This is a genomic window from Bradyrhizobium sp. KB893862 SZCCT0404 (assembly GCF_018130885.1).
Classification (GTDB): domain Bacteria; phylum Pseudomonadota; class Alphaproteobacteria; order Rhizobiales; family Xanthobacteraceae; genus Bradyrhizobium; species Bradyrhizobium stylosanthis.
The window spans coordinates 235,086-261,047 of record NZ_JAFCLT010000008.1; the positions used below are offsets into that span (position 1 = coordinate 235,086).

Annotated in this window: 25 protein-coding genes and 1 tRNA gene; 13 read left to right on the forward strand and 13 right to left on the reverse strand. The window is 63.8% G+C overall.

Annotation, left to right across the window (positions count from 1 at the left end; genetic code table 11):
• Window positions 1-60 precede the first annotated feature (60 nt).
• From JQ617_RS28685 to mobB, 5 genes are all read right to left on the reverse strand, one after another.
• The gene (locus JQ617_RS28685) at window positions 61-336 is read right to left on the reverse strand and encodes a hypothetical protein (RefSeq protein ID WP_212029247.1); all 276 of its coding nucleotides are present in this window, start codon (window positions 334-336) and stop codon (window positions 61-63) included.
• A 91-nt stretch (window positions 337-427) separates the two neighbouring features.
• Window positions 428-2,083, reverse strand: coding sequence for an OFA family MFS transporter (locus JQ617_RS28690; protein ID WP_212029248.1), 1,656 nt, complete (start codon window positions 2,081-2,083; stop codon window positions 428-430).
• Window positions 2,084-2,401: 318 nt separating this feature from the next.
• The gene (locus tag JQ617_RS28695; protein WP_212029249.1) at window positions 2,402-2,665 is read right to left on the reverse strand and encodes a sulfurtransferase TusA family protein; all 264 of its coding nucleotides are present in this window, start codon (window positions 2,663-2,665) and stop codon (window positions 2,402-2,404) included.
• A gap of 45 nt (window positions 2,666-2,710) precedes the next feature.
• A complete protein-coding gene (locus JQ617_RS28700; RefSeq protein WP_212029250.1) occupies window positions 2,711-3,967 on the reverse strand; it encodes a molybdopterin molybdotransferase MoeA in 1,257 nt (418 codons plus the stop codon).
• Window positions 3,968-3,976: 9 nt separating this feature from the next.
• Window positions 3,977-4,504, reverse strand: a complete 528-nt coding sequence (gene mobB / locus JQ617_RS28705; protein ID WP_063692344.1) for a molybdopterin-guanine dinucleotide biosynthesis protein B — start codon at window positions 4,502-4,504, stop codon at window positions 3,977-3,979.
• A 93-nt stretch (window positions 4,505-4,597) separates the two neighbouring features.
• On the opposite strand from mobB, the gene fdhD reads away from it, so the two are divergent.
• Together fdhD and mobA are read left to right on the forward strand one after the other, a co-directional pair.
• Entirely contained in the window at window positions 4,598-5,488 is an 891-nt protein-coding gene (fdhD, locus tag JQ617_RS28710) for a formate dehydrogenase accessory sulfurtransferase FdhD (protein ID WP_212029251.1), read from the forward strand.
• The gene (gene mobA / locus JQ617_RS28715) at window positions 5,469-6,110 is read left to right on the forward strand and encodes a molybdenum cofactor guanylyltransferase MobA (protein ID WP_212029252.1); all 642 of its coding nucleotides are present in this window, start codon (window positions 5,469-5,471) and stop codon (window positions 6,108-6,110) included. The genes fdhD and mobA overlap by 20 nt, the downstream gene beginning before the upstream one ends.
• Window positions 6,111-6,117: 7 nt before the next feature.
• On the opposite strand, the gene JQ617_RS28720 is transcribed toward mobA, so the two are convergent.
• A complete protein-coding gene (locus JQ617_RS28720) occupies window positions 6,118-6,417 on the reverse strand; it encodes a hypothetical protein (RefSeq protein WP_212029253.1) in 300 nt (99 codons plus the stop codon).
• 110 nt (window positions 6,418-6,527) lie between these two features.
• Here JQ617_RS28720 and JQ617_RS28725 point away from each other — a divergent pair, with 110 nt between their 5' ends.
• Window positions 6,528-6,764: a hypothetical protein gene (locus JQ617_RS28725; protein ID WP_063692349.1), complete on the forward strand. Its 237-nt coding sequence runs from the start codon at window positions 6,528-6,530 to the stop codon at window positions 6,762-6,764.
• Here the strand turns inward: JQ617_RS28725 and JQ617_RS28730 are convergent.
• The 4 genes from JQ617_RS28730 to JQ617_RS28745 are packed head-to-tail and all read right to left on the reverse strand — an operon-like array spanning window position 6,731 to window position 11,868.
• Window positions 6,731-7,861, reverse strand: coding sequence for an FAD-dependent monooxygenase (locus tag JQ617_RS28730; protein WP_212029254.1), 1,131 nt, complete (start codon window positions 7,859-7,861; stop codon window positions 6,731-6,733). The genes JQ617_RS28725 and JQ617_RS28730 overlap by 34 nt on opposite strands.
• A 49-nt stretch (window positions 7,862-7,910) precedes the next feature.
• On the reverse strand, window positions 7,911-9,860 hold the full coding sequence (locus tag JQ617_RS28735) for a molybdopterin biosynthesis protein (protein ID WP_249157645.1): 1,950 nt from the start codon (window positions 9,858-9,860) through the stop codon (window positions 7,911-7,913).
• Window positions 9,861-9,873: 13 nt separating this feature from the next.
• Window positions 9,874-10,980 (reverse strand): molybdopterin-binding protein, encoded by a 1,107-nt coding sequence (locus JQ617_RS28740; protein WP_212029430.1) that lies wholly within the window; start codon window positions 10,978-10,980, stop codon window positions 9,874-9,876.
• A gap of 54 nt (window positions 10,981-11,034) precedes the next feature.
• Complete coding sequence (locus tag JQ617_RS28745) at window positions 11,035-11,868, reverse strand: ABC transporter substrate-binding protein (protein ID WP_212029256.1); 834 nt, start codon at window positions 11,866-11,868, stop codon at window positions 11,035-11,037.
• 327 nt (window positions 11,869-12,195) lie between these two features.
• On the opposite strand from JQ617_RS28745, the gene JQ617_RS28750 reads away from it, so the two are divergent.
• Together JQ617_RS28750 and JQ617_RS28755 are read left to right on the forward strand one after the other, a co-directional pair.
• Window positions 12,196-13,089 carry a substrate-binding domain-containing protein gene (locus JQ617_RS28750; RefSeq protein WP_212029257.1) on the forward strand — a complete coding sequence of 298 codons (894 nt, stop codon included), beginning with the start codon at window positions 12,196-12,198 and terminating at the stop codon, window positions 13,087-13,089.
• A 103-nt stretch (window positions 13,090-13,192) separates the two neighbouring features.
• Entirely contained in the window at window positions 13,193-14,422 is a 1,230-nt protein-coding gene (locus JQ617_RS28755; RefSeq protein WP_212029258.1) for an ABC transporter substrate-binding protein, read from the forward strand.
• A gap of 181 nt (window positions 14,423-14,603) precedes the next feature.
• Here the strand turns inward: JQ617_RS28755 and JQ617_RS28760 are convergent, their stop codons facing one another.
• On the reverse strand, window positions 14,604-15,569 hold the full coding sequence (locus tag JQ617_RS28760) for a TAXI family TRAP transporter solute-binding subunit (RefSeq protein WP_212029259.1): 966 nt from the start codon (window positions 15,567-15,569) through the stop codon (window positions 14,604-14,606).
• A gap of 106 nt (window positions 15,570-15,675) precedes the next feature.
• Here JQ617_RS28760 and JQ617_RS28765 point away from each other — a divergent pair, with 106 nt between their 5' ends.
• The 6 genes from JQ617_RS28765 to JQ617_RS40285 all read left to right on the forward strand — a co-directional run bounded on the left by JQ617_RS28765 (window position 15,676) and on the right by JQ617_RS40285 (window position 21,762).
• The gene (locus JQ617_RS28765; RefSeq protein ID WP_212029260.1) at window positions 15,676-16,650 is read left to right on the forward strand and encodes a Bug family tripartite tricarboxylate transporter substrate binding protein; all 975 of its coding nucleotides are present in this window, start codon (window positions 15,676-15,678) and stop codon (window positions 16,648-16,650) included.
• Window positions 16,651-16,971: 321 nt separating this feature from the next.
• A tRNA-Ile gene (locus tag JQ617_RS28770) sits at window positions 16,972-17,047 on the forward strand.
• A gap of 353 nt (window positions 17,048-17,400) precedes the next feature.
• On the forward strand, window positions 17,401-17,790 hold the full coding sequence (locus JQ617_RS28775) for a hypothetical protein (RefSeq protein ID WP_212029261.1): 390 nt from the start codon (window positions 17,401-17,403) through the stop codon (window positions 17,788-17,790).
• 229 nt (window positions 17,791-18,019) lie between these two features.
• The gene (locus JQ617_RS28780) at window positions 18,020-18,760 is read left to right on the forward strand and encodes a hypothetical protein (RefSeq protein ID WP_212029262.1); all 741 of its coding nucleotides are present in this window, start codon (window positions 18,020-18,022) and stop codon (window positions 18,758-18,760) included.
• Window positions 18,760-19,494, forward strand: coding sequence for a class I SAM-dependent methyltransferase (locus JQ617_RS28785; protein ID WP_212029263.1), 735 nt, complete (start codon window positions 18,760-18,762; stop codon window positions 19,492-19,494). The genes JQ617_RS28780 and JQ617_RS28785 overlap by 1 nt, the downstream gene beginning before the upstream one ends.
• Before the next feature lie 150 nt (window positions 19,495-19,644).
• Entirely contained in the window at window positions 19,645-21,762 is a 2,118-nt protein-coding gene (locus tag JQ617_RS40285) for an AIPR family protein (protein WP_212029264.1), read from the forward strand.
• On the opposite strand, the gene JQ617_RS28795 is transcribed toward JQ617_RS40285, so the two are convergent.
• Together JQ617_RS28795 and JQ617_RS28800 are read right to left on the reverse strand one after the other, a co-directional pair.
• Window positions 21,759-23,591, reverse strand: a complete 1,833-nt coding sequence (locus JQ617_RS28795; protein WP_212029265.1) for an ATP-binding protein — start codon at window positions 23,589-23,591, stop codon at window positions 21,759-21,761. The two genes, JQ617_RS40285 and JQ617_RS28795, sit on opposite strands and share 4 nt — an antisense overlap.
• Window positions 23,592-23,605: 14 nt before the next feature.
• A complete protein-coding gene (locus JQ617_RS28800; protein ID WP_212029266.1) occupies window positions 23,606-24,889 on the reverse strand; it encodes a DNA double-strand break repair nuclease NurA in 1,284 nt (427 codons plus the stop codon).
• Between the two features lie 111 nt (window positions 24,890-25,000).
• Here JQ617_RS28800 and JQ617_RS28805 point away from each other — a divergent pair, with 111 nt between their 5' ends.
• Both JQ617_RS28805 and JQ617_RS28810 read left to right on the forward strand, forming a co-directional pair.
• Window positions 25,001-25,405 (forward strand): very short patch repair endonuclease, encoded by a 405-nt coding sequence (locus tag JQ617_RS28805; protein WP_212029267.1) that lies wholly within the window; start codon window positions 25,001-25,003, stop codon window positions 25,403-25,405.
• A gap of 141 nt (window positions 25,406-25,546) precedes the next feature.
• Window positions 25,547-25,960, forward strand: coding sequence for a hypothetical protein (locus tag JQ617_RS28810; RefSeq protein WP_212029268.1), 414 nt, complete (start codon window positions 25,547-25,549; stop codon window positions 25,958-25,960).
• Window positions 25,961-25,962 lie beyond the last annotated feature (2 nt).

Consider the following 25,962-nt stretch of genomic DNA (forward strand, 5'->3'; position numbering starts at 1 on the left):
TTAGAGGCAAGCAGCGTTGCTGCCATGCCCCTTTACGCAAACGCACTGCGGAACCTGATCTCAGCTCTTGTTCATGCACTCTTCGATGAAGAACCAGCGGTCGTCGCCGGTCAGACCCTTGGTCTTCACCTCGCCGCGGCAGGCCTTGAGCTTGGGCTTGTTGGCCGCCCACTTGGCCTTCATGTCCTTCAACTTCTGCATCGTGAGCTTGATCTTGCCCGGCTTGGCTTCGGTCGTGGCAGCCGGTGCGGCGGGCGCGGTTGCAGTCTGTGCGGACGCGGTGTGAACGCTTGCTGCCAAAATCATGGCGGCGAGGCAGATACGGGTGCGAAGCATGGAGGTCCCCCTAAGTCCCATTCCAGGTGATGTCTAAAAGGCGAACGCTGCGGGATGCCGCGAGGGCATCCCGCAGCTGTCTCGACGACGATCAGAAGATCTTGACCGCGCTCTCCAGCGTCTTCCAGACACCCCAGAGCAGGGGAATGCCGACGAAGGCCCAGAACAGCGCCGCCCTGGCATCAAGCCCGCCAAAGCCGATGCCGTAAGAGCCGTGCGGCCCTGCGGCAGCTGCGCTGGCGCTGGCGGCCTGCAGCTTGGCAACGTCGGCTTCCTTCATGTGCCACTTCGCATCGACCGGCTTGATCAGGTAGTTGCAGATCAGGCCCGCGATCAGCATGGCGCACAGGATGTACATCGTCGTGTTGTAGAGCTGGTCGCGGGGAACGCCGGCCGCGAGCTGGAACTCGCGGATGTAGTTCACCACGACGGGACCGATGATGCCCGCGGTGGACCATGCCGTCAGCAGCCGGCCATGGATGGCGCCGACGAACTGCGTGCCGAACATGTCGGCGAGATAGGCCGGCACGGTCGCGAAGCCACCGCCATACATCGACAGGATGATGCCGAAACCGAGCACGAACAGCAGCTTCGAGCCCATCGCCGCGAAGGTCGGCGCCGCCGCGTAGAGCACGATGCCGAGGATGAAGAACGTGTAGTAGGTGTTCTTGCGTCCGATCTTGTCCGACAACGACGCCCAGAAGAAGCGGCCGCCGATGTTGAACAGCGACAGCAATCCGGCGAAGCCCGCGGCGATCGCCGCGATCTGCGCCTTCTGTCCGGCATCGAGCGCGTTGAAGCCGACGTCAGGCAGGCCGATCAGCTTGCCCGCGAAGATCTCCTGCAGCATCGGCGAGGCCATGCCGATCACGCCGATACCCGCCGACACGTTCAGGCACAGCACCCACCAGATCAGCCAGAACTGCGGCGTCTTGTGCGCGTCGTTCAGATGGACGTTGTTCTTCGAGATCATCGCGTTCGCCTTGGTCGGCGGGGTCCAGCCCTCGGGCTGCCAGCCGGGCGGCGGCAGGCGATAGCGGAACGCGCCGATCATCATGAACACGAAGTAGATGACGCCCATCGCCACGAAGGTTTCCCAGACGCCGACCGAGGTCGGGCTCTTGAAATAGTTCATCAGCAGGTTCGCCAAGGGCGCGCCGATCATGGCGCCGCCGCCGAAGCCCATGATGGCCATGCCGGTCGCCATGCCGCGGCGGTCCGGGAACCACTTCACCAGCGTCGACACCGGCGAGATGTAGCCGAGACCGAGGCCGATGCCGCCGATCACGCCGGAGCCCAGCCACAACAGCCAGAGCTGATGGGTGTAGATACCGATCGCACCGAGGAAGAGGCCGCCGCACCAGCACAGCGCCGAGACGAAGCCGGCCTTGCGCGGACCGACCCGCTCCAGCCAGCCGCCCCACACCGCGGCCGCGATGCCGAGCAGCACGAAGAACAGCGTGTACATCCAGCCCATGCTGGCGACCTTCCAGTCGCAGCTGGTCGTGAACAGCTCCTGGAACAGCGAGATGTCGCCGCAGGTCTTGGGCGCGGTCAGTCCGATCGCGCGCGAGAGCGGCAACCAGAACACCGAGAAGCCATAGGCCATGCCGATGCAGAGATGGATGCACAGGGCGGCCGGCGGCACCAGCCAGCGATTGAAGCCAGCGGTCGCGATGGTCCGTTCGCGATCAAGAAAACCCGCGCCGCCACTCGAAATGGTCCCAGCGCTCTCAACAGTTGCCATGCACTCCTCCCCTGCAGCCACCCTTCTGAGCGGCCTGCCGCGACTATCCTGTTCCTCAGCCCGTTACGGTGCAGCTGTTGTCCCTGCTGCTCCGCACAATCATCCGACGCGCGCCAGGATCGTCACGCGCATCCGAGTCGTTAACCCCTGAAGCGGGGCTCTATGCCGATACATCGTGCAAGCTTCTGATGTGGCCCATTGATCCGCGTATCGCAGACAAGACTCAACCTCCGCGCCTGCACGGAGAATGTCAATTGGGGCAGAAGCCATGCTTGATGTCGATAGACAAAAGGTAGGTATCAGCAGAGTGACCGCGCACTACGACGGCAGTGCACCATTCGTTTTCTCTATCGATACATCGACTTTTTCTATCAAGAACACGATGCGCGCCTCGTTGCGCTCCGTGATCTCCACCGTGTCGCCCGTCTCGCGGATCAGGTTCGGAATGTCAATCACCGACAGTGGATCAGTGCAGTGCACTTCGAGTTGATCGCCCGGCTGTAGCGGTTTCAGCGCCTTGCGGGTCTTCAAGGCTGGCAGCGGGCATTTCAGTCCCGTGAGATCGAGCGTCGTTCTGGTCATGGGCGCAACATGGCGGGACGATGTGGCGGCGTCAACGCAACCGCCCTAGAGCAGACCGGCGTAGGATAGGAAACCTACACCCTGCCCCGGCTCGACGCGCGTGATGTCCTCACCGAGCTCGATGAGGCCATCGGTCTCGACCAGTGACGACAACAAGCCTGCCCCTTCGCGCGGGAACTTGACGGCCTCGAGCGCGCCGTCCTCCCCGCGCCGCAGCGAGGCACGCACATATTCGCGGCGGCCGATCTTCTTCTTGTAGGTGAATGCCGCGCGCACCGGGATCGGCAGCAGCGGTTCCGGCAGACCGCCGGCGAGCGCCAGCACGGTCGGCCGCACCACGTGGACGAAGGTGACGAAACTCGCGACCGGATTGCCGGGCAATCCGATCAGCGGCGTGCCGTCGATGATGCCCATCGCCACGGGACGTCCGGGCTTGATCGCCATTCGCCACAACACGAGCGAGCCGATGCTCTCGACCGCCGCCTTGACGTGATCCTCTTCGCCGGTCGAGACGCCGCCGGTGGTGAGAATCAAATCGTGCGCGCCTGCGACCTGCTTCAGGCCATTCGCCAGCGATGTGCGCTCGTCGCGCAGGATGCCGAGGTCGCTGACCTCGCAGCCGAGCCGGCGCAGCATCGCCATCAGCATGAAACGGTTGGAATCGAACAGCTGCGAGGCCGCGCGCGACTCGCCCGGCGAAGCCAGTTCGTCGCCGGTCGAGAACACCGCGACGCGGATACGCCTGACCACGTCGAAATGCGTCAGACCAAACGCCGCCGCCAGCGCGACATGCTGCGGCCGCAAGCGCTGGCCGGCGCGCAGCGCCACTTGCCCCTGCGGAATGTCCTCGCCTGCGGGACGGACATTGGCGCCCGGCTTCAGCCCCGGCGGCAGCACGATGCGGCCGGACTCGTCGATGCGGACGTCCTCCTGCATGAAGACGGTCTCAGCATCGGGGGGCATCGGCGCGCCCGTGAAGATGCGCGCGGTGTGACCGGGCCTAATCGGGGTCTGCGCAAGACCGCCGGCCTGAATGCGGCCGTCGAGCGGGAACGCCTGCTCCGCGGCCTGCGGGAGGTCCGCGTTGCGCACGGCGTAGCCGTCGACAGCGGAGTTCGTGAACGGCGGCAGCGGCAGCGGCGCGGAAATATCCCGCGCCAGCACGCGGCCGTCGGCATTCACCAGGCTCACCGTTTCGAGATCGGCAATCGCATTGACGCGCGTGGTGATCAGGCCAACGGCCTCGTCGACCGACATCATCGGTCCGCCGAAGGCAAAACAATCGTCCGACAGTTGCGCCATGGTGCCTCGTCAGCGCATCGCGGCGCTCTTTGCCACCGCTTCCTCGACCGGCATCGCCGCACGCAGCATCAGCGCCGCGGCAGCCTCGATATCATCGAGATGGACAGTCGGCAGGCGCGTGTCAATCGCGATATCGGTCGCAATCCCGGCAATTCCGGGATCGTCCGGAAACAGCAGCGGCTTGCCGTTGGCGGCGCGATGCACCTCGATCTTGCGATGCGGCTCGCGCTTGAAGCCCTCGACCACGACGAGATCGACCGCCGAGAGCTTGCTCAATAATTCCGGCAGCCGCGGCTCCGCGGCGCCGCGCAGTTCATGCATCAAGGCCCATCGGTTCGACGAGGCCACCAGCACCTCGGCCGCGCCGGCCTCGCGATGGCGCCAGGAATCCTTGCCGGGCACGTCGACGTCGAACTGGTGATGCGCGTGCTTGATGACGGAGACACGCAGGCCTTGCGCGTTGAAATGCGGGATCAGCCGCGTCAACAGCGTGGTCTTGCCCGCACCGCTCCAGCCTGCAAGGCCGATGACTTTCATAACCGTTCGATCTCCGCGGCCGGAACCGCCTTCTCCATCGTCGTGAGCATGCTTATATCGGCTTGACCCGAATGTCATGCTAACGTCGCCGCCATGATGAAGATCGCCAAAGCCCCGGTGCCCCTGATCGTCCCCAATCCGGACGACCCGCGCCTGACCCAGAGCGTGACCGGGACCGACCAGACCGGCGCCCGGGTCGAGATCAAGGTGCCGATGGAGCGGCCGTTGACGCTCTACCTGAACGCCCAGGAGATCGTCACCATGATGACGATCGGCGACTACCCCGAATATCTGGCGCTCGGCTACCTGCTGAACCAGAACATGCTGAAATATAGTGACGTGGTCACCGAGGTCGAATACGACGACGACCTTCAGGTGGTCGTCGTGCGCACCGAGCACCACACCAATTTCGAAGCCAAGCTGAAGAAGCGCACGCAGACTTCGGGCTGCGCGCAGGGCACCGCCTTCGGCGATCTGCTCGAAGCGGTCGAGAGCGTCGCGCTGCCGAAGGCCGAGCTGCGCACCTCCTGGCTCTACCAGATGACGCAGACCATCAACACCATGCCCTCGCTGTATCTCGAGGCCGGCGCGATCCATGGCTGCGTGCTGTGTAGGGAGGGCGAGCCGCTCTGCTATACCGAGGACGTCGGCCGCCACAACGCGGTCGACAAGATCGCGGGCTGGATGTACCGCCACGGCGTCGATGCCTCGGACAAGATCCTCTACACCACGGGACGCCTCACCTCGGAGATGGTGATCAAGACCGTCCGCATGGGCATTCCGATCCTGGTGTCCCGCTCCGGCTTCACCGCCTGGGGCGTCGATCTCGCAAGGCAGGTCGGCCTGACCCTGGTCGGCCGCACCCGCGGCAAGCGCTTCATCGTGCTCGCCGGCGAGGAACGGATCGTCTACGACCAGAACCTCGCTTATGTAGAGGAGGAGTCGGCCAGGCACAAGCGCAAGGGTGAAGGTGGTGACGACTGAGATTCCCGCGACACAAGGCGTACTGCTCGCCGGCGGCCTCGCGCGCCGCATGGGCGGTGGCGACAAGCCGATGCGCACCATCGGCGGCCGCACCATCCTCGAGCGCGTGATCGCGCGCCTGAGGCCCCAGTGCAGCGGGCTGATCCTGAACGCGAACGGCGATCCCGCGCGCTTCGCGGCCTTCGGCTTGCAGGTCATTGCCGACGACGTCCCCGGCTTCCCCGGCCCGCTCGCCGGCATTTTGGCCGCGCTCGACTGGACCGCAACGAACCGGCCGGACGTGGAATGGGTGCTCAGCGCCGCCGGCGACTGCCCCTTCCTGCCGCGCGACCTGGTCTCAAATCTGCACGAGGCGCGGAGCCGGGAGAACGCGCAGCTCGCGGTCGCAGCGTCCGGCGACCAGTCCCATCCGGTGATCGGCCTGTGGCGCGTCGCCCTGCGCAACGAGCTACGCCACGCGCTCGTGGTCGAGGATCTCCGCAAGATCGACCGCTGGACCGCACGCTATCCGCTCGCGACGGTGACCTGGCCGACCGAGCCGCTCGATCCGTTCTTCAACGCCAACACGGTCGAGGACATCGCCGAGGCGGAGCGGCTCGCGGCACTCGACGACGCGGCGTGAGCTCGCCTTACGATTTTGGAAACTCGTTGAGGAGTTGCATCCAGATGATCGCGAAGGCGATCAGGCCGCACAGACCGACGGCCGTGGTGAAACGCGGCAGGCGCCCGATGGCCACGAGCAGCCATGCCGGCAGGAAGAACAATCCGAAGACCATGCCGAGCGGGAATACCGCGAGCCATTGAAAGCCGGAGCCGTCGCCGGGCGGGACATGGGCGATGAAATAGAAGGTGTAGAGCCAGAACAGTGTCCCGGCACCTGCGACCAGCGCGGCGATCTTGCGGAAATTGAGGGGTGTCGACACGGTCATGGCCTGGCTCACAGGCCTTGGTCGCGGCGACGGGCTTCGCGGTTCACGCGGCATCGAACCAGGTCCGGGCGGGCCACGACCAATGAGAGGGACATTGCCGCGGACGAACCATGGCCGACTCTCTCCTGAACGCCGTCTTCGCAGTCGTCGATTTCGTGGTCGAGATGTCGGCCGCGATCGACAACACGAAACGGCTGAGCCGGCAGGCAACCGGAAGCGACAAGATCGTCGAGGTGCCTGAGGACCCGAAGCCGCTGCCGCCCGCCGCGCAGCGTGCGCTTGCCGAAGCGGAAGAACGCGAACGCCTGCGCGATCAGGCCGCCAGCGGCACCGACCAGGCGTCGTAGCCGTAGACCCAGCTGGTATCGGTCCGTTCCTTCAGCCAGATATTGGCGCGCGAGGTCTCCTGCACCCGCGTGGTGCGGCTTTTCCGCGTCGCCTCGAAACGGCGGAATGCATCCGCAACGCCATCGCGATCGGCACCGTCGAGGCAGCGCGACAGCACGGCGGCATCCTCGATCGCCATGGCCGCACCCTGCGCCATGTAGGGCGTCATGGGATGGCAGGCATCGCCGAGCAGCGTCACCTTGCCGACCGCCCAGCGGTCGAGCGCCTCGCGATCCATGATCGCCCATTTGTGCACGTCGGGACACGCCGCGAGCACGTTTCCGACCTGAGGATGGAAGCCTTCGAACGAGGCGCGGAGGTCGCGCACGTCACCCTTCGCTGACCATGACTCGACGCGGAAGTCCGGCTCGGGCTGGCTGGTGACGAGATAGACCTCGCTGCGGTCGGGCTTCACGTAATAGATCACGATGTGGCGGTCCTCGCCCCACCATTTGGTGCAGTCGTCGATCCTCTCCCCGCCGAGCAGCGCGGCCGGATAAGTGGTGCGATAAGCGATGCGGCCGGTGAACCTCGCCGGCGCAGTGTCGAACAGGATGTCGCGCACCGTCGAATGCACGCCATCCGCGCCGACCACCGCATCGGCAACGGCGCTGGTGCCGTCGGCGAATGTCAGCCGGACGCCATCGCCGGTCTCGTCGAGACCAACCAGCTTGTGATTCAGCTTCACGACATCGGCGGGAACGACGCTCGCCAGCGCCGCGTGCAGATCGCCGCGATGGGCGAGCAGATAGGGCGCGCCGAACTTCTCTTCCGCGCTCTCACCGAAAATCATGTCGAACTTGATGTCGCCGCTCTCCCAGTCGCGATTGTTCCAGGAGCGCGGGTAGAACGCGTGCTCGCGCATCCGCGTCTCCAGCCCGAGCGCGCGCAGCACCTTCATGGCGTTGCAGCCGATCTGGATCCCAGCGCCGATGCGCGCGAACTTGGTGGCTTGCTCGTAGACCATGACGTCGACGCCCACGCGTCTCAGCGCCGCGGCGGTCGCAAGCCCGCCCATGCCGGCACCGACGATCGCAACCGAAAGCGGCCTTGCCATCGCGTCCCCCACCCTGTCGCGCGGCTTGAGCGCCGCGTCGTCGTCTACTCTATGCAGGCCGGAAGCCCGCTCGCTCCAGTGCCGCGCGCGCCGCGTCCGAGCCCAGCGCATCGAGAAACGCCTGCACCGCCGGACGGTTCTTGCGCGCCGTCACCAGCACGAAATCATAATGCTCCTCAGCGAGTGGAATGAAACCGAGCCCGGCTGCATGGGCGACCGGCGCAATGGTCATGCCCCAATCGGCGCGGTGCTGCGCGACGGCAGCGGCAACGGCGTTATGCGAGCGCGGCTGGTTCCAGTAGCCTTCCGGGCGCGCACCGCCGAGCAGCCGGTCGATCAGGATGCGCGTGCCGGCGCCCTGGTTGCGGTTGACCATGATGCAGGCGGCATCGGCGAGTGCGGCGGCGACCGCATCCTTCGCGCTCAGGCCCTCGAAGCGGGTGTCGCCCTTGCGGAAGACGATGCCCTGCATCCGCCGCCAGCCAGGGACGAGCTCCAATCCTTCGACCAGATAGGGCGTGTTGTAGGTCTCGCTCTTGTCGTCGAACAGATGGATCGGCGCGAGATCGCATTCGCCGCGCTTGGCCGCCGCGAGCCCGCCGAGGCTGCCGACCGCGATCGAGCGCACCGTCAGGCCGGCATGCGCAAGCTGCGCGGTGACGAGGTCGAGGCCGGTGCAATGGCTGCCGACGATGACGAGGTCGGGCACCCGCACATGCGGCGTGAACAGCGTCACCTCGGTCTCGGTGCCCGCCGGCATCTGGTCGGCGAGCGCGTCGATGCGCAGGAAGCCGTCGGCCTGCGCGAACGAGGTGATCGCACCGGAGCCTTTGCCGGAGGGATAGGCGATCAGGCCATTGCTGCCCTCGACCAGCGAGACCATGACGAATTCGGTGCGGCCAAGCTCGGAGGCGATGCGCACCGGCACGGTTGCGGTCACCTTGGCGTCGGAGCGCGGCGGCATGCCGGCCATCCGGCGCAGCACCGGCACGATCATGTCGTGGAAGGTGAACATCGCCGAGGTCGGAAAGCCCGGCAGGATCACCACCGGCTTGCCGTCGCAGACCGCAAGACACAGCGGCTTGCCGGGCTTGAGCGCAACGCCATGGGCGATGATGCCGGGCTGGCCGAGCCGGCCGATGATGCGGTGAGACAGATCGCCCGCGCCTTTCGAGGTGCCGCCCGAGAGCACCAGCATGTCGGCGTCGGCCAGCGCGCTGCGCATGGCGGCTTCGAGCCTGGCCTCATCGTCGGGAATGGCGCCGAGAAAGATCGCCGCGCCGCCGTTCTCGTCGATCGCGGCCGCGACGATCGCGCCGTTGGTGTCGTAGATCTCAGCGGGCGCGAGGCTTTCGCCGGGCTGCACCAGCTCGTCACCGGTCGAGATCACGGCAATCCGCGGTTTTCGCGCGACCGTAACTTCTGCAATGCCGCAGGCCGCGAGCATGCCGATCTCGCGCGAGCCGATGATCGTGCCGGCGCGCAGCAGCGCCTCGCCGCGCGCGATGTCGGAGCCGGCATAGGACACGAACTGCCCGGGCGAGACGGCGCGGCGGACGTCGATCGCATCTAGGCCGGCCGGCTGGGTGTGCTCGACCATGACCACGGCATCCGCGCCGCGCGGCACCGGGCCTCCGGTGGCGATCGGCGTGGCTGTGCCGCCGGCGACCTGCATCCTCGGCGCGGTGCCGCAGTGGATGGTCTCGCCATTCAACACGAGCCGAACGGGCGTGCCTTCACCCGCAGCGGCGAGGTCCGCCGAGCGGACGGCAAAGCCGTCGACATTGGAGCGGTCGAACGGCGGCACATCGATCGGCGCGGTGACGTCTTCCGCCAGCGCCGTGCCGAGCGCATCGCCAAGCTTGCGCAGCTCGCTCGGGATCGCGCGCGGGAACAATGCAGCCTCGAAGCGCGCCAGCGCCTCCTCGCGCGAGAGGATCTTGAGGAACTGCTCCTGTTCGAGCGCGCTGCGGTCTGGCGGTTTCGGGATCATGGTCATGCCGGAACCCATATCACTCCCGCATCAGATAAGCATCGACCGGCGCGCCCGCCGCAAATCCTTCATGGCTGGCGGGAATGGTCAGCCATGCATCGGCACGGGCGATGGCCTGGAACGGCCACTCCCCCACCGCAAGCGGCTTCCAGGCGCGATGTTCCTCAGCGAGCAGCACGATCTCGGCGATGCCGACGCTGGACGCGATCTTTCGCGCCAGCGGCAGGTCGATTTGTCGGCGCGGCCGCCGTGCCGACAGACGGTCGATGAGCGGAAGCACGAGCGCGAGCCAGCCCGCGAGCGCATGATCCGGCGAGCCGGGCAAGGCGACGGCGGGAACCTTGCCGAGCCGCCCGACCGCAGCGGTGCGTCCGGGCTGAAGCGCGATGCCATGGGCGAGCACCTCGCCGCGCCGAGCCAATGCAGTCACCGCCGCATCCTGGCGGCCAAGCCCGCTGCCGCCGACGATCACCAGCAGATCGCAAGCGGACGCATCGAGCACGGAGGCGATCGATGCTTCATCGCGCGCGGCCGCCTCAAACGTCTGCACCTCGAGCCCTCCTGCGCGCGCGATCCCGCCGATCATCTGCGCCGTCGTCGTCGCGCCCGGCACGTTGACGATGCGCAGCCGCGGCCGCCGCACGCTCAGCCGGTCGATCGCTGCCGCGCCCGCGAGCAACAGGGCGGCCGCACCGACCGGATATCCTTCCGCACTATCTGTCGCGCCCGCGGCGATGTCGCCTCCGGCGCGCCGGACACCCTGCCCCGGCACGGCCTCGGCGAGCACCTGCACCAACGGTCCCGATACCTCCACGGCGTCAGCATCGAGCACACAGTCGCATCCCCCAGGCATCGCATCGCCGGCATCGACCCAGGCGGGTGCCATTGCCAGCGGGAGCGGCGCATAGGCGGAGGCGCCGACGAGATCGCTGGCGCGCAGCGCCCAGCCATCCGCGGCAGCGATGTCGTGGGGCGGATACGACGTTCCTTTCGGCATGCCGGCAGCGACGCAGCCAATCGCCTCCGCCGGCGGCAACGCGACCGGCGTAACGGGATCGACGCCACGCAGCAACGCGGTGAGTGCGGTGTCGAGCGGCGTCAGCGATGGCGGCAGGCGCTGGGTCATGCGCCATGATGGATCACGCATCGTCCGGTTTGGCAACCGCCGGAGACGCGGATGTCAGCCGCCCGTCTTGTCCGCGTTTGGAAAGAACAGCTGCTGCCCGTCGACCTTGAACCCCGCAATCGCGGCCTGCCCTTCCGGCGAGATCAGCCAGTCGACGAAGGTCTGCCCGAGCTCCTTCTTCACGTTCGCGAACTTCTCGGGGTTCATCAGCATCACGCCGTACTGGTTGAGCAGCCGCTTGTCGCCCTCGACGACAATGTCGAGATCGCCGCGATCGCGGAAAGAGATCCAGCTGCCGCGATCCGACAGCACATAGGCGTTCGCCGTGCGCGCGGCCTCGAGCGCCGCCTCCATGCCCTGCTTGGCCTCGCGATACCAGGCGCCCTTGGCGCTCGCGATGTCGATGCCGGCGACGATCCAGAGCGCGAGCTCCGCGGCGTGCGTGCCGGAGCGATCGCCGCGCGTCACGAACGGCGCGCCCTTGGCCTCGATCGCCTTGAGCGCGGTCGCGATGTCCTTGCCCTTCACGCCGGTAGGATCGCTCTTCGGTCCGATCAGCACATAGTCGTTGTACATCACGTCGAAGCGCTTCACGGCAAAGCCGTCGGCGACGAACTTCTCCTCCTGCGGCCGCGCATGCGTCAGCACGACGTCCGCCTCGCCCTTGCGCGCACCGTCGAGCACCTCGTCGGCGCGCCGCGCGATGACCTTCACGTCGATGCCGGTCTTGTCGCGGAAGATCGGCAGCAGATGATCGAGCAGGCCGGATTCCTGCGTCGATGTCGTCGTGGCCAGCACGATTGCGCGATCGTCCGCAGACGACGCCTCAGGCCCAAAGGCAAGGCCGCAGAGAAGCGCGAATGCAACGAACAGGCGGCGAGCGGCCATGAGCTGGTTCCCTTCGATATGACGCGATCATGATGACCGATTGCGCCGCACTCGTGACGCCATCGCGCTGCCGTCCGGGATATTTCGGCAACGTATGACGCGGCACGGCGATTGCAAAACCGCCGATCGCTTGCGCGTTCACAACAGCCGCAAGGTCTGCGCCATTTGCGTGCGCGAAGATCGTTCACCAAAGCGGAAATCGCGTGCGCGGATGTGTTGCAAAGCAACGAGATGATCGGGCATGGTTCCCGCGGACACAAATGAAATGCAGATTTCCACCTGCGACGGAAGTCCAAAAAGAAGCAAGAATTTGCATAGGAATGCAGGATGGAATTCCTGACGACCAGTGAAGCCGCTGACTACCTCCGACTTGGCGAACGCAAGCTCTACGAACTCGTCACCACCGGTGCGATCCCCTGCAGCAAGGTGACCGGTAAGTGGCTCTTCCCTCGCCATGAGCTCGACCTCTGGGTCCTGTCGGGCCTCGCGCGTCCCGCGGGCATGCTGACCACGGAGCCGCCACCCGTCGTGGGTGGCAGCCAGGACGAATTGCTGGATTGGAGCCTGCGCGAATCCGGCTCCGGCTTGGGATCGATGAGCGAGGGCAGCGCGCGCGGGCTCGAACGGCTGCAGCGCGACGAGGTGATGGCGGTGGCTGTGCACTTCCACAGCCTGGATGCCGCCGGCAACCTTGTCGCCGACGCCAGTGTGACGGCGCTGCGGGACGCTCCGGACCTGCATGATGCGCTGCTGGTCGCCTTCGTGCGCCGCGAGCAGGGCCTCGTGCTGCCGCCGGGCAATCCGAAACGGCTGCGCGGCCTCGCCGACGTGCTCGCGGTCGGCGCCAGGATGGCGATGCGACAACAAGGCACAGGCGCGCAGATGCTGCTCGACGCGCTGCTCAAGCGCGCGGACGCGACGGTGCGGGATCTGCGCCGGGTGGAGATGCCGGCCCTCACCGGGCCCGATCTCGCCGAGATGGTCCGCGCGGGTCAGGCTGATTGCGGGGTGGCGACGCGCGCGGCGGCGCGCTCGGCCGGCCTCGATTTCGTGCCGCTGGTCTGGGAGAATTTCGATCTTGCGATGCGGCAGCGCAGCTATTTCCGCCCTGCCATGCAGGCGTTGATCAGGTTCCTCAGCGAACGAAGGCTGCGCCAGCGCGCCGAGGAGCTGACCGGCTACGATCCCTCCCCCGCCGGGCAGGTCCGCTTCGCGGCCTGACATTGACGCCCGCCCCAAAATAGTTGCAAAAGAAACCAATTCAGCCGGGCCGTACCCGGCGAAGGCAACACCGGCCAACGCGCCGGGTCAGGGGAGGACAAGCGTGAAGCCAACGAGATTTGGACTGCCGGTCGCGGCCGCCATTGCAGCGATGCCCTTGGCGGCGACCCTGCTGCCGGGTGCCGCCATGGCGCAGGTGTCCGACGACGTCGTCAAGATCGGCGTGCTCACCGACATGAACGGTCCGGCCTCGGCGCCGACCGGCCAGGGCTCGGTGACCGCGGCGCAGATGGCGATCGACGATTTCGGCGGCAAGGTGCTCGGCAAGCCGATCAGCATCATCGTCGGCGACCACCAGCTCAAGGCCGACATCGGCGCCTCGCTGGCGCGGCGCTGGTACGACGTCGACCAGGTCGATCTCATCGTCGACGTGCCGGTCTCCGCCGTTGGCCTTGCGGTGCAGAACATCGCCAACGAGAAGAAGCGGCTGTTCATCACCCACTCCACGGGCACTGCGGATTTCCACGGCAAGTTCTGCTCGCCTTACGCGATGCAGTGGGTGTTCGACACCCGCGCGCTCGCGGTCGGCACCGCCGATGCCGTGGTCAAGCGCGGCGGCGACAGCTGGTTCTTCATCACCGACGACTACGCCTTCGGCCACTCGCTCGAACGCGATGCCTCCAGCGTCATCACCGCCAATGGCGGCAAGGTGCTGGGCTCCGTGAGGCCGCCGCTGGCAACGCCGGATCTCTCCTCCTTCGTGCTGCAGGCGCAGGCCTCGAAGGCCAAGATCATCGGCATTGCCGCCGGTCCCCCCAACAACATGAACGAGATCAAGACCGGCTCGGAGTTCGGCGTGTTCAAGGGCGGCCAGCAGATGGCGGCGCTGCTGGCGCTGATCACCGACATCCATGGCCTCGGGCTGCAGGCAGCCCAAGGCCTGCTGCTGACGACCTCGTTCTACTGGGATATGGACGACAAGACGCGCGAATGGTCGAAGCGCTATTTCGCCAAGATGAACAAGATGCCGTCGATGTGGCAGGCCGGCGTCTACTCCAGCGTGATCCACTACCTCAACGCCATCAAGGAAGCCGGCACCGACGATCCGCTCAAGGTCGCCGCGAAGATGCGCGAGAAGCCGGTCGAGGATTTCTTCGCCCGCAACGGCCGCTTGCGCGAGGACAATCTGATGGTGCACGACCTCTGGCTGGTGCAGGTGAAGACGCCGGAGGAGAGCAAGTATCCGTGGGACTATTACAAGATCCTCACGACGATCTCGGGCGACAAGGCGTTCGGCCCGCCGGACCCGGCCTGTGCGATGGTGAAGAAGTGACGGTGTAGCTACCTAACCGCGCGGACGGTGCACCCTCTCCCCTTGCGGGAGAGGGTGGCTTCGCGAAGCGAAGCCGGGTGAGGGGTATCTATCCTCACGAACGGCCTTGCGAGAGGAGAGAACCCCTCATCCGGCGCTTCGCGCCACCTTCTCCCGCAAGGGGAGAAGGAAAGGAAGAGACCTATTTCACCACCCCGATCTCGCGAAAATACTTCATCACGCCCGGATGGATCAGCTCCGGCCGCGGCGCGGCAGCGACGGTGTTCGCCGCGGTGGTCTCGCAGGCCTGCGGAAGCGTCTTGCAGAACGTCGCTTCCACGCCATGCAGCGTCTTCGCCAGGCGATAGGCGACGTCGTCGGGCAGATCCTCGCGGGTGAGGACGAAGCTCCACGAGCCGAGCGAGGCGATCGGCTCGGACTGCTTGGGGTAGCTGCCGGCCGGAACCGTCAGCGGCTTGAGGAACGCATGCTTGGCGCGGATGCGCGTGATCTCGTCCGCGCTGGGAGCGATGAAGCGCGCGCCTGATGCGCTCGAGGCCACCGCGGCAAAGCCGGGCCAGCCGATGCCGGCGCCCCACAGCGCAGCGGCGCGGCCGTCCTCGACCATCGCCGGACCGTCGCCGGCGCGGTCGAGATAGATCGCCTTGAAATCCTCGTCCTGCTTCAGCCCGAGACCATCGAGCACATAGCGCGCCAGGATCGGCAGGCCGGAGCCCTTGGCGCCGAACGCGACGGGCTGGCCGACGAGATCGGCAATCGTCCTGTAGGGACTGTCCGCGCGCACCACGAACATGCCGGGGTTGGAATAGATCGCCGTGAGAATCTTCAGCCGCACCGGCGCGCGGCCGATGCCGGCGAAGGCTTCATAGGCGGGCTCGCCGGCAACCAGCGCAAGATCGAGTTCGCCCTTCTCGAGCAGCGGGATGTTCTCGTTGCTGCCCTTGGTGTTGCGCGGCGCGATGGTCACGACCGGATCGGCCGCGTTCATCACCTCCGCGAAGGCGTTGCCATAGAGCGGGAAGCCGCCGCCGGGCGTCGCGGTGCCGAGGCTGAGTGTCGTGGTCGAAATGGCCTTGCCTCCGGTTTGAGCAGCAGCGGGGCTGGAAATCAGCACTGCTGCGAAAAGGATCGTGGATGCGAATCTCATGGTCGTTCCCGGCGAGCCTGCGTCAACACCGACTTGTGACGATGTAGGCAGAAGCCCGTTTTTGTGAAAGCATGCCCCCAACGACAATAGAACAATGGGAGGCGTCATGTTGCGAATTTTGCGTAGCGGTGTTTTTGGGCTTGCAGTTGTCTTAGGTCTTTTCAGCGCCTCCCCTCCCGCCTCCGCCGCCTATCCCGACCGCCCCGTGCACTGGATGATCGGCTTTGCCGCCGGCGGCCCGGTCGACATCGTGGCGCGGATCATGGCGCAGGCGCTCTCGGACCGGCTCGGCCAGCAGTTCATCGTCGAGAACAAGGCCGGCTCCGGCGGCAACATCGCGGCAGCGGCCGCGATCAACGCGCCGGCAGACGGCTACACGCTGCTGTTCGTCGCGCCCAACAACGCGATCTCGACCTCGCTCTACAAGAAGCTGCCGTTCGACTTCTTGCGCGACACCACTCCGGTGGCGAGCATCATGCAGCTCACCAACATGCTGGTGGTCTCCAACGCGTTTCCGGCGAAGACGGTCCAGGAGTTCATCGACTATTGCAAGGCCAACCCGGGCAAGATCTCGTATGCCTCGTCCGGCAACGGCACCTCGGTGCACATGTCGGCTGAGCTGTTCAAGGCGATGACCAAGTGCGACATGATCCACGTGCCCTACCGGGGCTCCGCGATCGCCTTCCCCGACATCATCTCCAACAAGGTGCAGCTGATCTTCGACAATTTGCCCTCCGCGCTCGAGCAGTCGCGCGGCGGCAATGTCCGCGCGCTGGGCGTGACCTCGCCGAAGCGCTGGCCGACCGTGCCCGAGGTGCCCGCGATCGCCGAGACCGTGCCCGGCTTCGAATCGGTCGGCTTCTACGGCATCTCCGCGCCGAAGGGCACGCCGCCGGAGGTGATCGAGACCCTCAACAAGGCCGTCGGCGAAGCGCTGAAGGATCCGAAGGTGATCGCGCGGCTGACCGAGAACGGCGGCATCCCCAGGCCAATGACGCCCGCCGAGTTCGGCAAGCTGGTCGCGGACGAGACCGAGAAGTGGAAGAAGGTGGTGGAGTTCGCAGGCGTGTCGGTCGACTAGGCTCGTCGGCGGGAGGTTTGAGGGGGCCGAAGGGCCCTCTCAAACCAAAAGTGCGAAAACAACCCCATGCACAGTAGCCGAGGCCAGCAATTACAAGGGGTTACGGAGCCGGCGCGATTTGCCTGGCCGAAACCGGTTTGCATCGTCGGGCAAAACAGGATTATAACAGCACAATCGCAAATTTCGGGTATTCAAAAATCCTCCGCGATGCCGCACCGGGCTTCCGTCCCCCGGAGCCAGCATTGCACCCCCGCCTCCATCCCTGTAAACGAACCGCGCACCGTTGCCGGCCGCGCGTTCCCGCGGGGCCACCCCGCGGCGGGGCCTGTAGCTCAATGGTTAGAGCCGGCCGCTCATAACGGTCTGGTTGCAGGTTCGAGTCCTGCCGGGCCCACCACGCTTCGCCCTGCTGTGCGGACACTTTGAAAACGACTCGATTTCACCTTTAGAAACGACTCGATATCGTTTTGAAAACGACTCGATCTCAGATCTCCCTGAAACGCCTGTCGAATTTCTCCTCGGGTTTTTCGCCGATTTTTGAGCGCGAAAAAAGCGGAGGGGGTCTAATCGGCTTCGTCGCGTCTGCAACGCTTGCACATCCCATCCAATCGCCATCGAGGAAGACATGAAGCAGCCAGCATCGCCGTTCGTGTTCCATGAGCAGGAAGTCGCCGGCGTCACGTTTCGCGCCATGTCGAAATCGGACGCGTCGTACTGCAGATGCAGAACTCGCGCGGCCGAGATTCCAGTGTGGATCTCATCGGAAAGGCATTCGCGCTGCCCTGCCTTTGCTATGCCGAGCACGGCTGGCAACGGCGCGGAATGCTTTCGGGGCCACAGGGCTGGGCCGTCTGTCACGACACCGCGCGGGAGCCCCGTATGTTTCTCGGACACCTCCACAGCGACGACGTGCGACTTCTCGCGCACGAATTCGGCCTCCACAATCTGGAGAGCCTGGGTCATCAAGTGGAGTTCAAGGATTCCATTGCCGGCCAGACCCTGAAGCAAATCATGCTTCACGACCCTGTCCGTGCCGCGCTCTTCCGGAAGGCGGACGCGTCGCTCGATAACTGGGCCGAGCAGGTCGTCTCCGAGGAGCCGGCACGTCCGGGGATGTCGGATGCGGCATTTTTGCTTTAGACGTGGATCTCCCCGGACCCCAAGGTTGAAGATCCCCGCGGTATAACTCACGTATTGCGCATCCGTTTTTCGAAGATTTTGAGCCCCCCGAATGTGGTGGGTCTGGTCTCACCGACGACGGCTTTCCGTTAGATCCCCTAGGAAGATGTATGGCGCCGATTGACCAGAAGTCGCTTTTCTGAATCAATCAGGCCGATTGCGGGCTGACACTATCAACTCAGGGGCGGGTATGGATTCGATCCTTCGCGTTCTGATGCCCTTCTTCGGGCCGAAGAACTATTCGGAGATGCTTTGGAAGATCGCACTAGCCGATTTCTGGTTGACCCTGGCCGGCACCTTCGTCGCGAGGTACGACCCCTGGATCAACGGCCTTTTCCTGCGACTTGAGCATCTGCCTGGTTTCAAGGAATTTGCTACCGCCATCAAAGCTCCCGAAGTCAATATTGGCGGTTTTGCAGTCGCTCTGTTGGTGCTCATCTTCAGCAGAGTCACGCGCTTCCACGACCGAATTTCGGACCTCTTCCAAATTAGAGCCAGATTCGACCGGGCAAATATCCTTCTCCCGCTCGCGGTCATGTCGGGCGCACAAATGACGGCGCGTCAGGTCACGCATCTTAAGCGCGACCGCCATCCGCTCATGAGGGAGACGTTCTACAAGTACGCGTCCAGCCGAAGCGAGCACCCCCTCGTCGACAAGCACGACATCGAAAGCGCTTTGGAGGCTTGGCATATGTATTGGGTCGCCCTCGAGTGGCTCTTTATAGTCACCGGCTTTGCGGTCTTGTCCGCATTTGCCAAGGCAGATTGGTTGCTGATCATTTTTTGGAGCGCCTCGATGGGAGCGCTCCTGTTTATGCATCTCCGCTATGGGCTGCTGGAACGAAGGGCTGATCCCCAGATCCAGCAGATTGCCGGCAATGCCGAGGCAAATGCCGCCAACCGCAAAGCATTCGCAGAGTCGGCCACCTGATGCGATACAAGATCGGAAAAGAAATCATCATCCGGAGTGAAAACGCGGCCAAGCCGGATACACAGAGTTCGGCCTATCTTAACAAACTGATTTCGGGACTCGAGCCGGTTCATTCCAGCTTCGATTTCGGGTGCGGAAAACTGCGCTACAAACGGACAATAGCCAAAACCACCGAAGAACTCGCGCTGATCGACTCGGAGGTGCAGCTTTCAAGAACACAAATGATCCGCGGACGTTCGACCACGATCCGCGATCACGTTGGCAAGTCAAACCACGTCCACGCACTCACCGTGAGCCAGTTTGCTTCCCGAGACCAGCAATACGACCGCGGCTTCTGCATAAACGTACTTTCCGTAATTCCGTCCGCGAGCGTCAGGCTCGGCATCGTTCAGTTGATGCGAGCCAAGCTAAAGCCGAACGGAACCTGCTTGTTTGTGACGCTCTACCGCAATTCAGATTTCACAAGGATGCAGAAACTTCCCAATTGCCAGCCGTACGGTAACGGCTTCCTTATGGATTCGCTCAGGGGCTATTCCTTCTACGGCCTCATCCCGCCGGACGACCTCGCCGAATTGGTTAAACGTGCAGGTTTCACGGTCGAGTCCGTCGTCTTAGACGAAGGTACCGCATACCTCTGGGCACGGGCACCCGAAGGACGGAGTGGGCCCGCCCGCTTCCACGTCCGTGAAAGTACGGAAAACTTTCGAATCCGCGCGACGAGCGACCGGCGATAGGCTGAAGGCCCATCAACCGAAAGGCGGCATCAAGGCGGCTCTTAACCTCCGTAAAACGGTGGATTCCCCTTAGGTATCCGTTTATTAGCGTCATCTGACGGTTGCAACCGGCGACGTCCACGTGAGATGTTCTGCTGGCAGGGGGAAAGAGTGTCTCAGCAGCGCATCACCACGATCGAGGAAGAGAAGGCGAGCGAGTTCTCGAGGCGCCTCGATGCGGAAGTTTCGAACAAGCTGACCAAGGAATCCCCCGACGACGATGAAATCCAGGCGGCCTTCGCGGAGGTGGCGGGAGCGTATATCGCCCAGGACGGCGGTCTTCCTGAGTTCGTGCCATGCACGATCAACGACCGGGTGGGCCGCAACAAGGTAACCGTTCGAGGCTACGCGCCGATCGACGACACCGGGACACTGCGCCTTGTCACGACGGCCTACCAGCAGGACGGGGGCGCGGTCGCAAAGGCTGAATTCGAAGGACTCGTCCGTCACGCTTTCAACCTGGTGACGGCTGTGTCTGCCGGCCGAGAGCTCGACGACCGTCCCGAAGTCGTGGAGTTGGTCAAGCACATCAGGGACCACCTCAGCGAGTTGAAAGAGGTCCAAGTCATCGTCGCTTCCAACGCCCGGATCGATTGGGCAATCTCGAACGCCGAAGGTGCCGGCATCTCTTTCCGGAGCGAGCAATACGACATCGATCGCCTGTACCGGATCTCCGACGTCACCATTCGTCGCTCCGACATCCAGGTCGATTTTGAGGAATTGCTCGGAAAGGGCGTACCCTGCATCGAGGTGAGCGGCAAGGACTACAACTACAAGACTTACCTGCTGACGCTCGACGGGGAAACGCTCTACAAGATCTTCGAGCGGTACGGTTCGAAGCTCTACGAACTCAATCTCCGTTCCTATCTCCAGCCGAAGACCGGCGTGAACAGGAAGATGCTGGAGACGATCAAGACAGCTCCTGTGCGCTTTCTCGCCTACAACAACGGCATCTGCGCAACTGCCGACGTTATCGATGCGGGTCTCGACCACGGGCAGACGGTCATCAAGAAACTGGTCGGCTTCCAGATCGTCAACGGCGCGCAGACGACCAGCACGATCCATCGTGCGCGGAAGGCCAAAGAGGACGTCGCCCAGATTCATGTCGCGGTGAAGCTCACCAGGGTCGATGCCGACGATCTGGAAGAGTTCATTCCTCGCATCACCGAATACGCGAACACGCAAAACCCGATCAAGGCGGCCGATCTCCAGTCGAACATCAAGTTTCATCGTCAGATCGAGGATCTGTCGAACGACGTGTGGTGCCCGGACGGAGTGAGCCGCTGGTTCTATGAGCGCGCCCGCGGCGCCTATGAGGCGGCGTACGTTCGGTACGGCACCACCCCGAAGAAGAAGAAGGAATTCCGCGAGGAATGTCCGAAGGATCAGAAGTTCGGCAAGACTGATCTTGCCGCCTACATGATGGCCTGGAACTGCGAGCCGCAGAGGGTGTGCCTCGGAGCCCAGAAGAACTTCAATCAGTTCATGAACAAGCTCGACGAGTTCTTGCCGGGAAGGCAACATCCGGACCAGCAGTTCTACCGCGACCTGATCGCCAAAGGCATCATCTTCGAACAGGCTGCCAAAGCGGTGCGCAGCGCAGGCATTCCCGCTTATCGTGCGCAAATCACCGCGTATCTCGTCGCTCGCTGCGCGCTCGAGTTCAAGGACCGTTTTCGACTCGATCGCGTCTGGCTCGAGCAGGGTCCGTCAGATGAGCTGGCTGAACTATTGAAGCAATGGGCCACAGTGATCCAGAAATCGATCGTGGACTCCGCGAACGGTCAGAACGTCACCGAGTGGTGCAAAAAGGATGGGTGCTGGGACGCGGTAAGCAAAGTCAAGCTTGTCGCGAAGGACATGCCGCCGGAAGCGTTACCCGAGGATCAGGATCCGTTGCTCTCGGCCGCTCCGCCTGCTTCAGGGGCCGCGACTTCAGTGCAGCACGTCAACGGAGATCACGCCAACGGTACCACGGTCGCGGGGATCGACGCCGGTAACATTGAAGACGTCGAGCTGTGCCGGCGGCTGAACGAGCGCGCGTGGACTCAGATTGCCGTGTGGGGCGCAGAGACTCGAGCGCTCAGTGATTTCGAGCGCAAGATCGTCGCCACGATGCAGAATATGGCCGTCGGAGGATGGAGAAAGAATCCATCTCCGGCTCAGGCGAAGCACGCCGGTCGCATTGCCCGCCACGCGATCAGCCATGAAGTAGTCAGGCCGACCTAGCGCTTGCGCTTGCTGACGACGCTGAATTTCAGCTCAGCAGGCTCAACCTTCGGCCCGCTGCCCTTTTCGGCCTTTGCGCCCGCGGCCGGGGCGTCAGCACCCTTGCCCGAGGCCGTTTCTTTCGCAGTCGCAGGCTCGCCGTCCATGAAGGCGTTGCGATTTCGTGCCCGAGATTCCTTCTCGTCCCATTCGGCGGCGGCCTTCAGGAAGTCCTCGTCGCCGATCTTCGAGTTCTTGAATTGCTCGTCGTGCTGGACCTTCACAAGCAGAGGAAACTGCACGGCTTGCCCCGAGACGATCCCCTGACCTGGCCCGAACGTTTGAAGGATATTGGCGTCGGATTCGGAAAGATTCTCCATCACAGAGCGGACGAAGCTCTTGTCCTTCGGATTCACAAGCCGCAGGACAAGGAAGCTGTTGCACTGCGTCAGGATCGTCTCGTCAAGTCGCGCGGGCCGCTGGGAAATGATCATCAGGCCGGTGCCGAATTTTCGTCCCTCGGTGATGACCTTGCGAACCGTGGCCAGCGAGGGAGTCTCGTCTGTCCCCTCCTGGCGGCTGGGGATGAAGTTATGAGCCTCCTCGAGCACGGTTTGGAACGGAGGGATCCTGTTGGTCAGCGACGCCCGATGCGAGAACAGGGCATCGAGCACGATCGACACGATCGTCGACTGCGTCAGGTGATCGTATCCGGCCAGGTAGAATATCGAGACCTGCTTCTTCCGCACGATGTCCTCGGGATCGCGCTTTGGATCCGGCATTTCGCTAAAGACATAGTCGTCCTTCAGCCTCTCGACGAGGGCCTTATTGTTCTGCTCCATCTGCATGAGCGCGCTCAGAACGAAGGTCAGAGAGCGCTTGACCGCGTTGATCGTGCTCGCACCAAACTTCTTGGGAGAGTCTTCGGACTCTGCCTCGCTGTCCTTCCGTTGGAGTTTGTTGAAAGTGTTCTCTGCGTGCTCGATGAGTCTCCGGATGTAGTCCGAGGCTTTCATGCCGTCGACCACATTGTTCTCGGTCACGAGCTTGTTGAAGAAGTCCTGCTGTGCCTCGGTCATCTTCTTGCCCATCTTGGCAAGGAGATCGGAGACAATGGTGACGTTCTCTTCCGAGACCTTCATCATCGGATAGAAAAGCTTGACCTCGGTGTCGGGCGGCAGCTTTGACCGATGTTCCTGGAGACCCAGATAATCGCCGTGAGGGTCGAAAATCACGATCGGATAGCCATGTTCGATGAGCGCCAGAATGATCCGGCGGGCGGCGACCGTCTTTCCGCCACCTGTCATCGCGAGTATTGCGAGGTGGCGTGATACGACCTTGTTGGCTGCAAAAGAGACGTCCACGTCTGATCGCCCAAGAAGCGTCCCGACGTGGAGCTTTGGCGCATTGTCCTGTGCGGCTCCGAGCAGCTTCCGAATGCTGGCTGCGGGCGGATTTACGACTCTCGCTGCGGGCTGCACCGGATAGGTGAGGGGCGAAAGATCCGCCCTCGCCCCCGAATCCGCTCCGGACGAACCGAGAATGAGTACCTCCGCGTTCAGATAATCGCGGCTGGTGGAAAGCACCGTATTGATCAGCTCGAGGTTCTGTTCGGCCAATTCCTGTGCGGCCTCGGCAGGGAAGAAAGGGTTGTGCCGATCGATCGAGACGATCCGTCCCCAAATGATCGCGTCTTCGTGTTTGCGACTGTCATCCGGGATTTTGGACAACGTTGCGACGATGTCGCCGACCTTGGCCCGGAGACTGCGCAGGATGAAGCGGTAGCTGTCGGTCGACGTGTTGCCGACGACGGTGCCGATCATGTTCTCTGGGTCGGTGATCCACGTCATCTCGAGCGCGCCTCTTACGCCTTGGGCCTGAAGAACCAGTCTCTACTGCTCACGGAGAGCATCTTGATCGCATATTCCTGTAGTCGCCGGTCATCCTGTTCGAAAGCCTTTCTGAGTAGCACGGCTTTGTGTCCGGCGCCGATTTCCCTGCTGAGCCAGCTAGGCACCTTCGCGTACTTATCGACGATGTCGAGCGCCACCGGGAAGCCATAGCCGGGCAGAAGCCGAGCCGTCGCCAGGATCAGCGTCATCGCCTCCTGGTAATCCTCCGTCCCCTCGAATGTCTCCACCCTGAACGGGCGGACCGTCTCTGAAGGTTTGAGGTAGGTCGTCAAAGGATTCGGATAGAACTTCAGGCTCTCCTCCCAATCCTTCGGCCACTTGTTGCTCGGCTCCTGGCGGGGAACGACCTTCGGTTCAAGATATTCACCCGGACCCAGAACAACATCGAGGATCTGCGTGTCCGACAGGTCGTACTTGCGCAGCAGAGCGTCGCCCGCGGCGTAGTTCTTGTCCGGCAGGTCGCCGGCCCGGTTCATCTCCTCGAGCACCCTCAGGAGAAGTACGCGGCCGCCTCCGTCGCGCTCAACGACTCCGAACGCCTGCGCGGAGCAAGCCTTCACCTGCTCGAGGATGTCGCGGTAGAGCGGCACGAAATGACGCTTCTCGCTCGGCACAGGGGCACCGAACAGGTTTTCCGCGGTATCGGCGGTAAAGAAAGGAAAGCCCGGCGGCCCATAGGGCGCGGCGGGATTGATCAAGGGGCCGTGCACCAGCACCGTCTTCACGTCGGACCGTCTGCGGATCAAGGCGAGCGCCGCCGCGATTTCCGAGATGATCCTGGCCGCATCGCGCAGCTTGGCCCGATCGCCGTAGCGGTCTTCGAGGTCGTCGGGTACGGCAAACGTGGACGGGCTCTCAGCGTACAGATCATCCACGATGGAGAACTCGATATTGAACTCTTCGCGGCGGTCCGTTTCGTCTCCCGGTCGCACCACGTAGCTCCCGACCCGGATGCCGAGAGGCGATGCGCCCGGCAGGTCGATGGAGGCGACGCCGCCGTCGACGAAGCCGAATGCCCGGCCCTTCTGTTGGGCCCAGAACTTGGCCGGCTCATATTCGGCCTTCCGGATGAGGCCGTTGCTCCGGAGGAAATGGCTAAGCTTCTCGGCCAGGTTGCCGACGTGTTCGATGAAGGCCTGCTCCAGACGCGGCCCATCTGATCGCGCCACGCGCAGCATGTTCACAAGGAAATCCCCTTGTGTGACCTTGCTTTCGAGCCGATCGTGGACTTCCATACCTAAAATGCCCCCTTATTCTAATTCTCCTATCCATCAATGACTTACGCAAGCCGTTCCAAGAAAAAAGCGGTGGGAGAACCTCCGATTCGACTTCACCGGGGGGACATTATGAGTCCTGAGACCCGCAGCGCCCTGATGTCCAGGATCCGGGGCAAGGGCACTAAACCCGAGCGTGCGGTAGCAGAACTCATGGCCGGCGCGGGCCTGCAGTGGGAAGAGCATTGCAAGGACTTGCCTGGGCGCCCCGACTTCGTGCTGCGCGACATCAAGGTCGCGATCTTCGTCGACGGAGATTTCTGGCACGGCTGGCGGTTTCCCGCGTGGAGGCTGAAGCTCTCGGAGCACTGGGAACGGAAGATCGAGGGCAACATCAGGAGGGACCTGAAAAACTTCCGCGCTCTCCGGAGGGCGGGCTGGAAGGTGGTCCGCATCTGGGAGCATCAGGTCCGCAAGTCCCCTTCCCTATGCCTCGAAAGAATTCTGTTGGCGAAGGACTCCCGCAACCTGGCGTAATGCGGGGCGGCCTGGCATGGTGACCCGACACACAAGGCAGACGGTCATGTCCGGCGATCAGAGCACTTCATCAAACGGCGAATGGGAGCCGATATTCGACGTTCCTGACAATCTGCGTCGGGACGGGTCGAACTACGTGGAATGGATCTGGTCGCTCCTCGCGACGGCATCGAGATCCCGCTGGCCGGATCTTTCGCCGATCTGCGGACCGACGCGGGCGCCCCCCTGCTCGACGCCGACATCGCCGCCCACCTGGACGAGCAATTGGAAATCGCGCGACGCGCCGCGTCCGCCGTTAACCATGACCTTCAGGACGTCGTCACCTGCTGCAGGGCCGACGGCCTGGAAGCCGGACCGCTCGCTGACGAGCTCTCCCGCCGCTTCTTCGTCGATGCCCAAGGGGCCATCGCTCGTGCCAAGGCCATCGGAGAGATCTGCGAAGTCGCTGAGGAGTTCTGCAAGGACGCCATCTACCTCAAAGCGACACTTGCAAGTGAACCGAGGATTCCTAGCCCGCTTCGCCGAGCCATGAACTGGGCCGTAGGCAGTTCTTAACC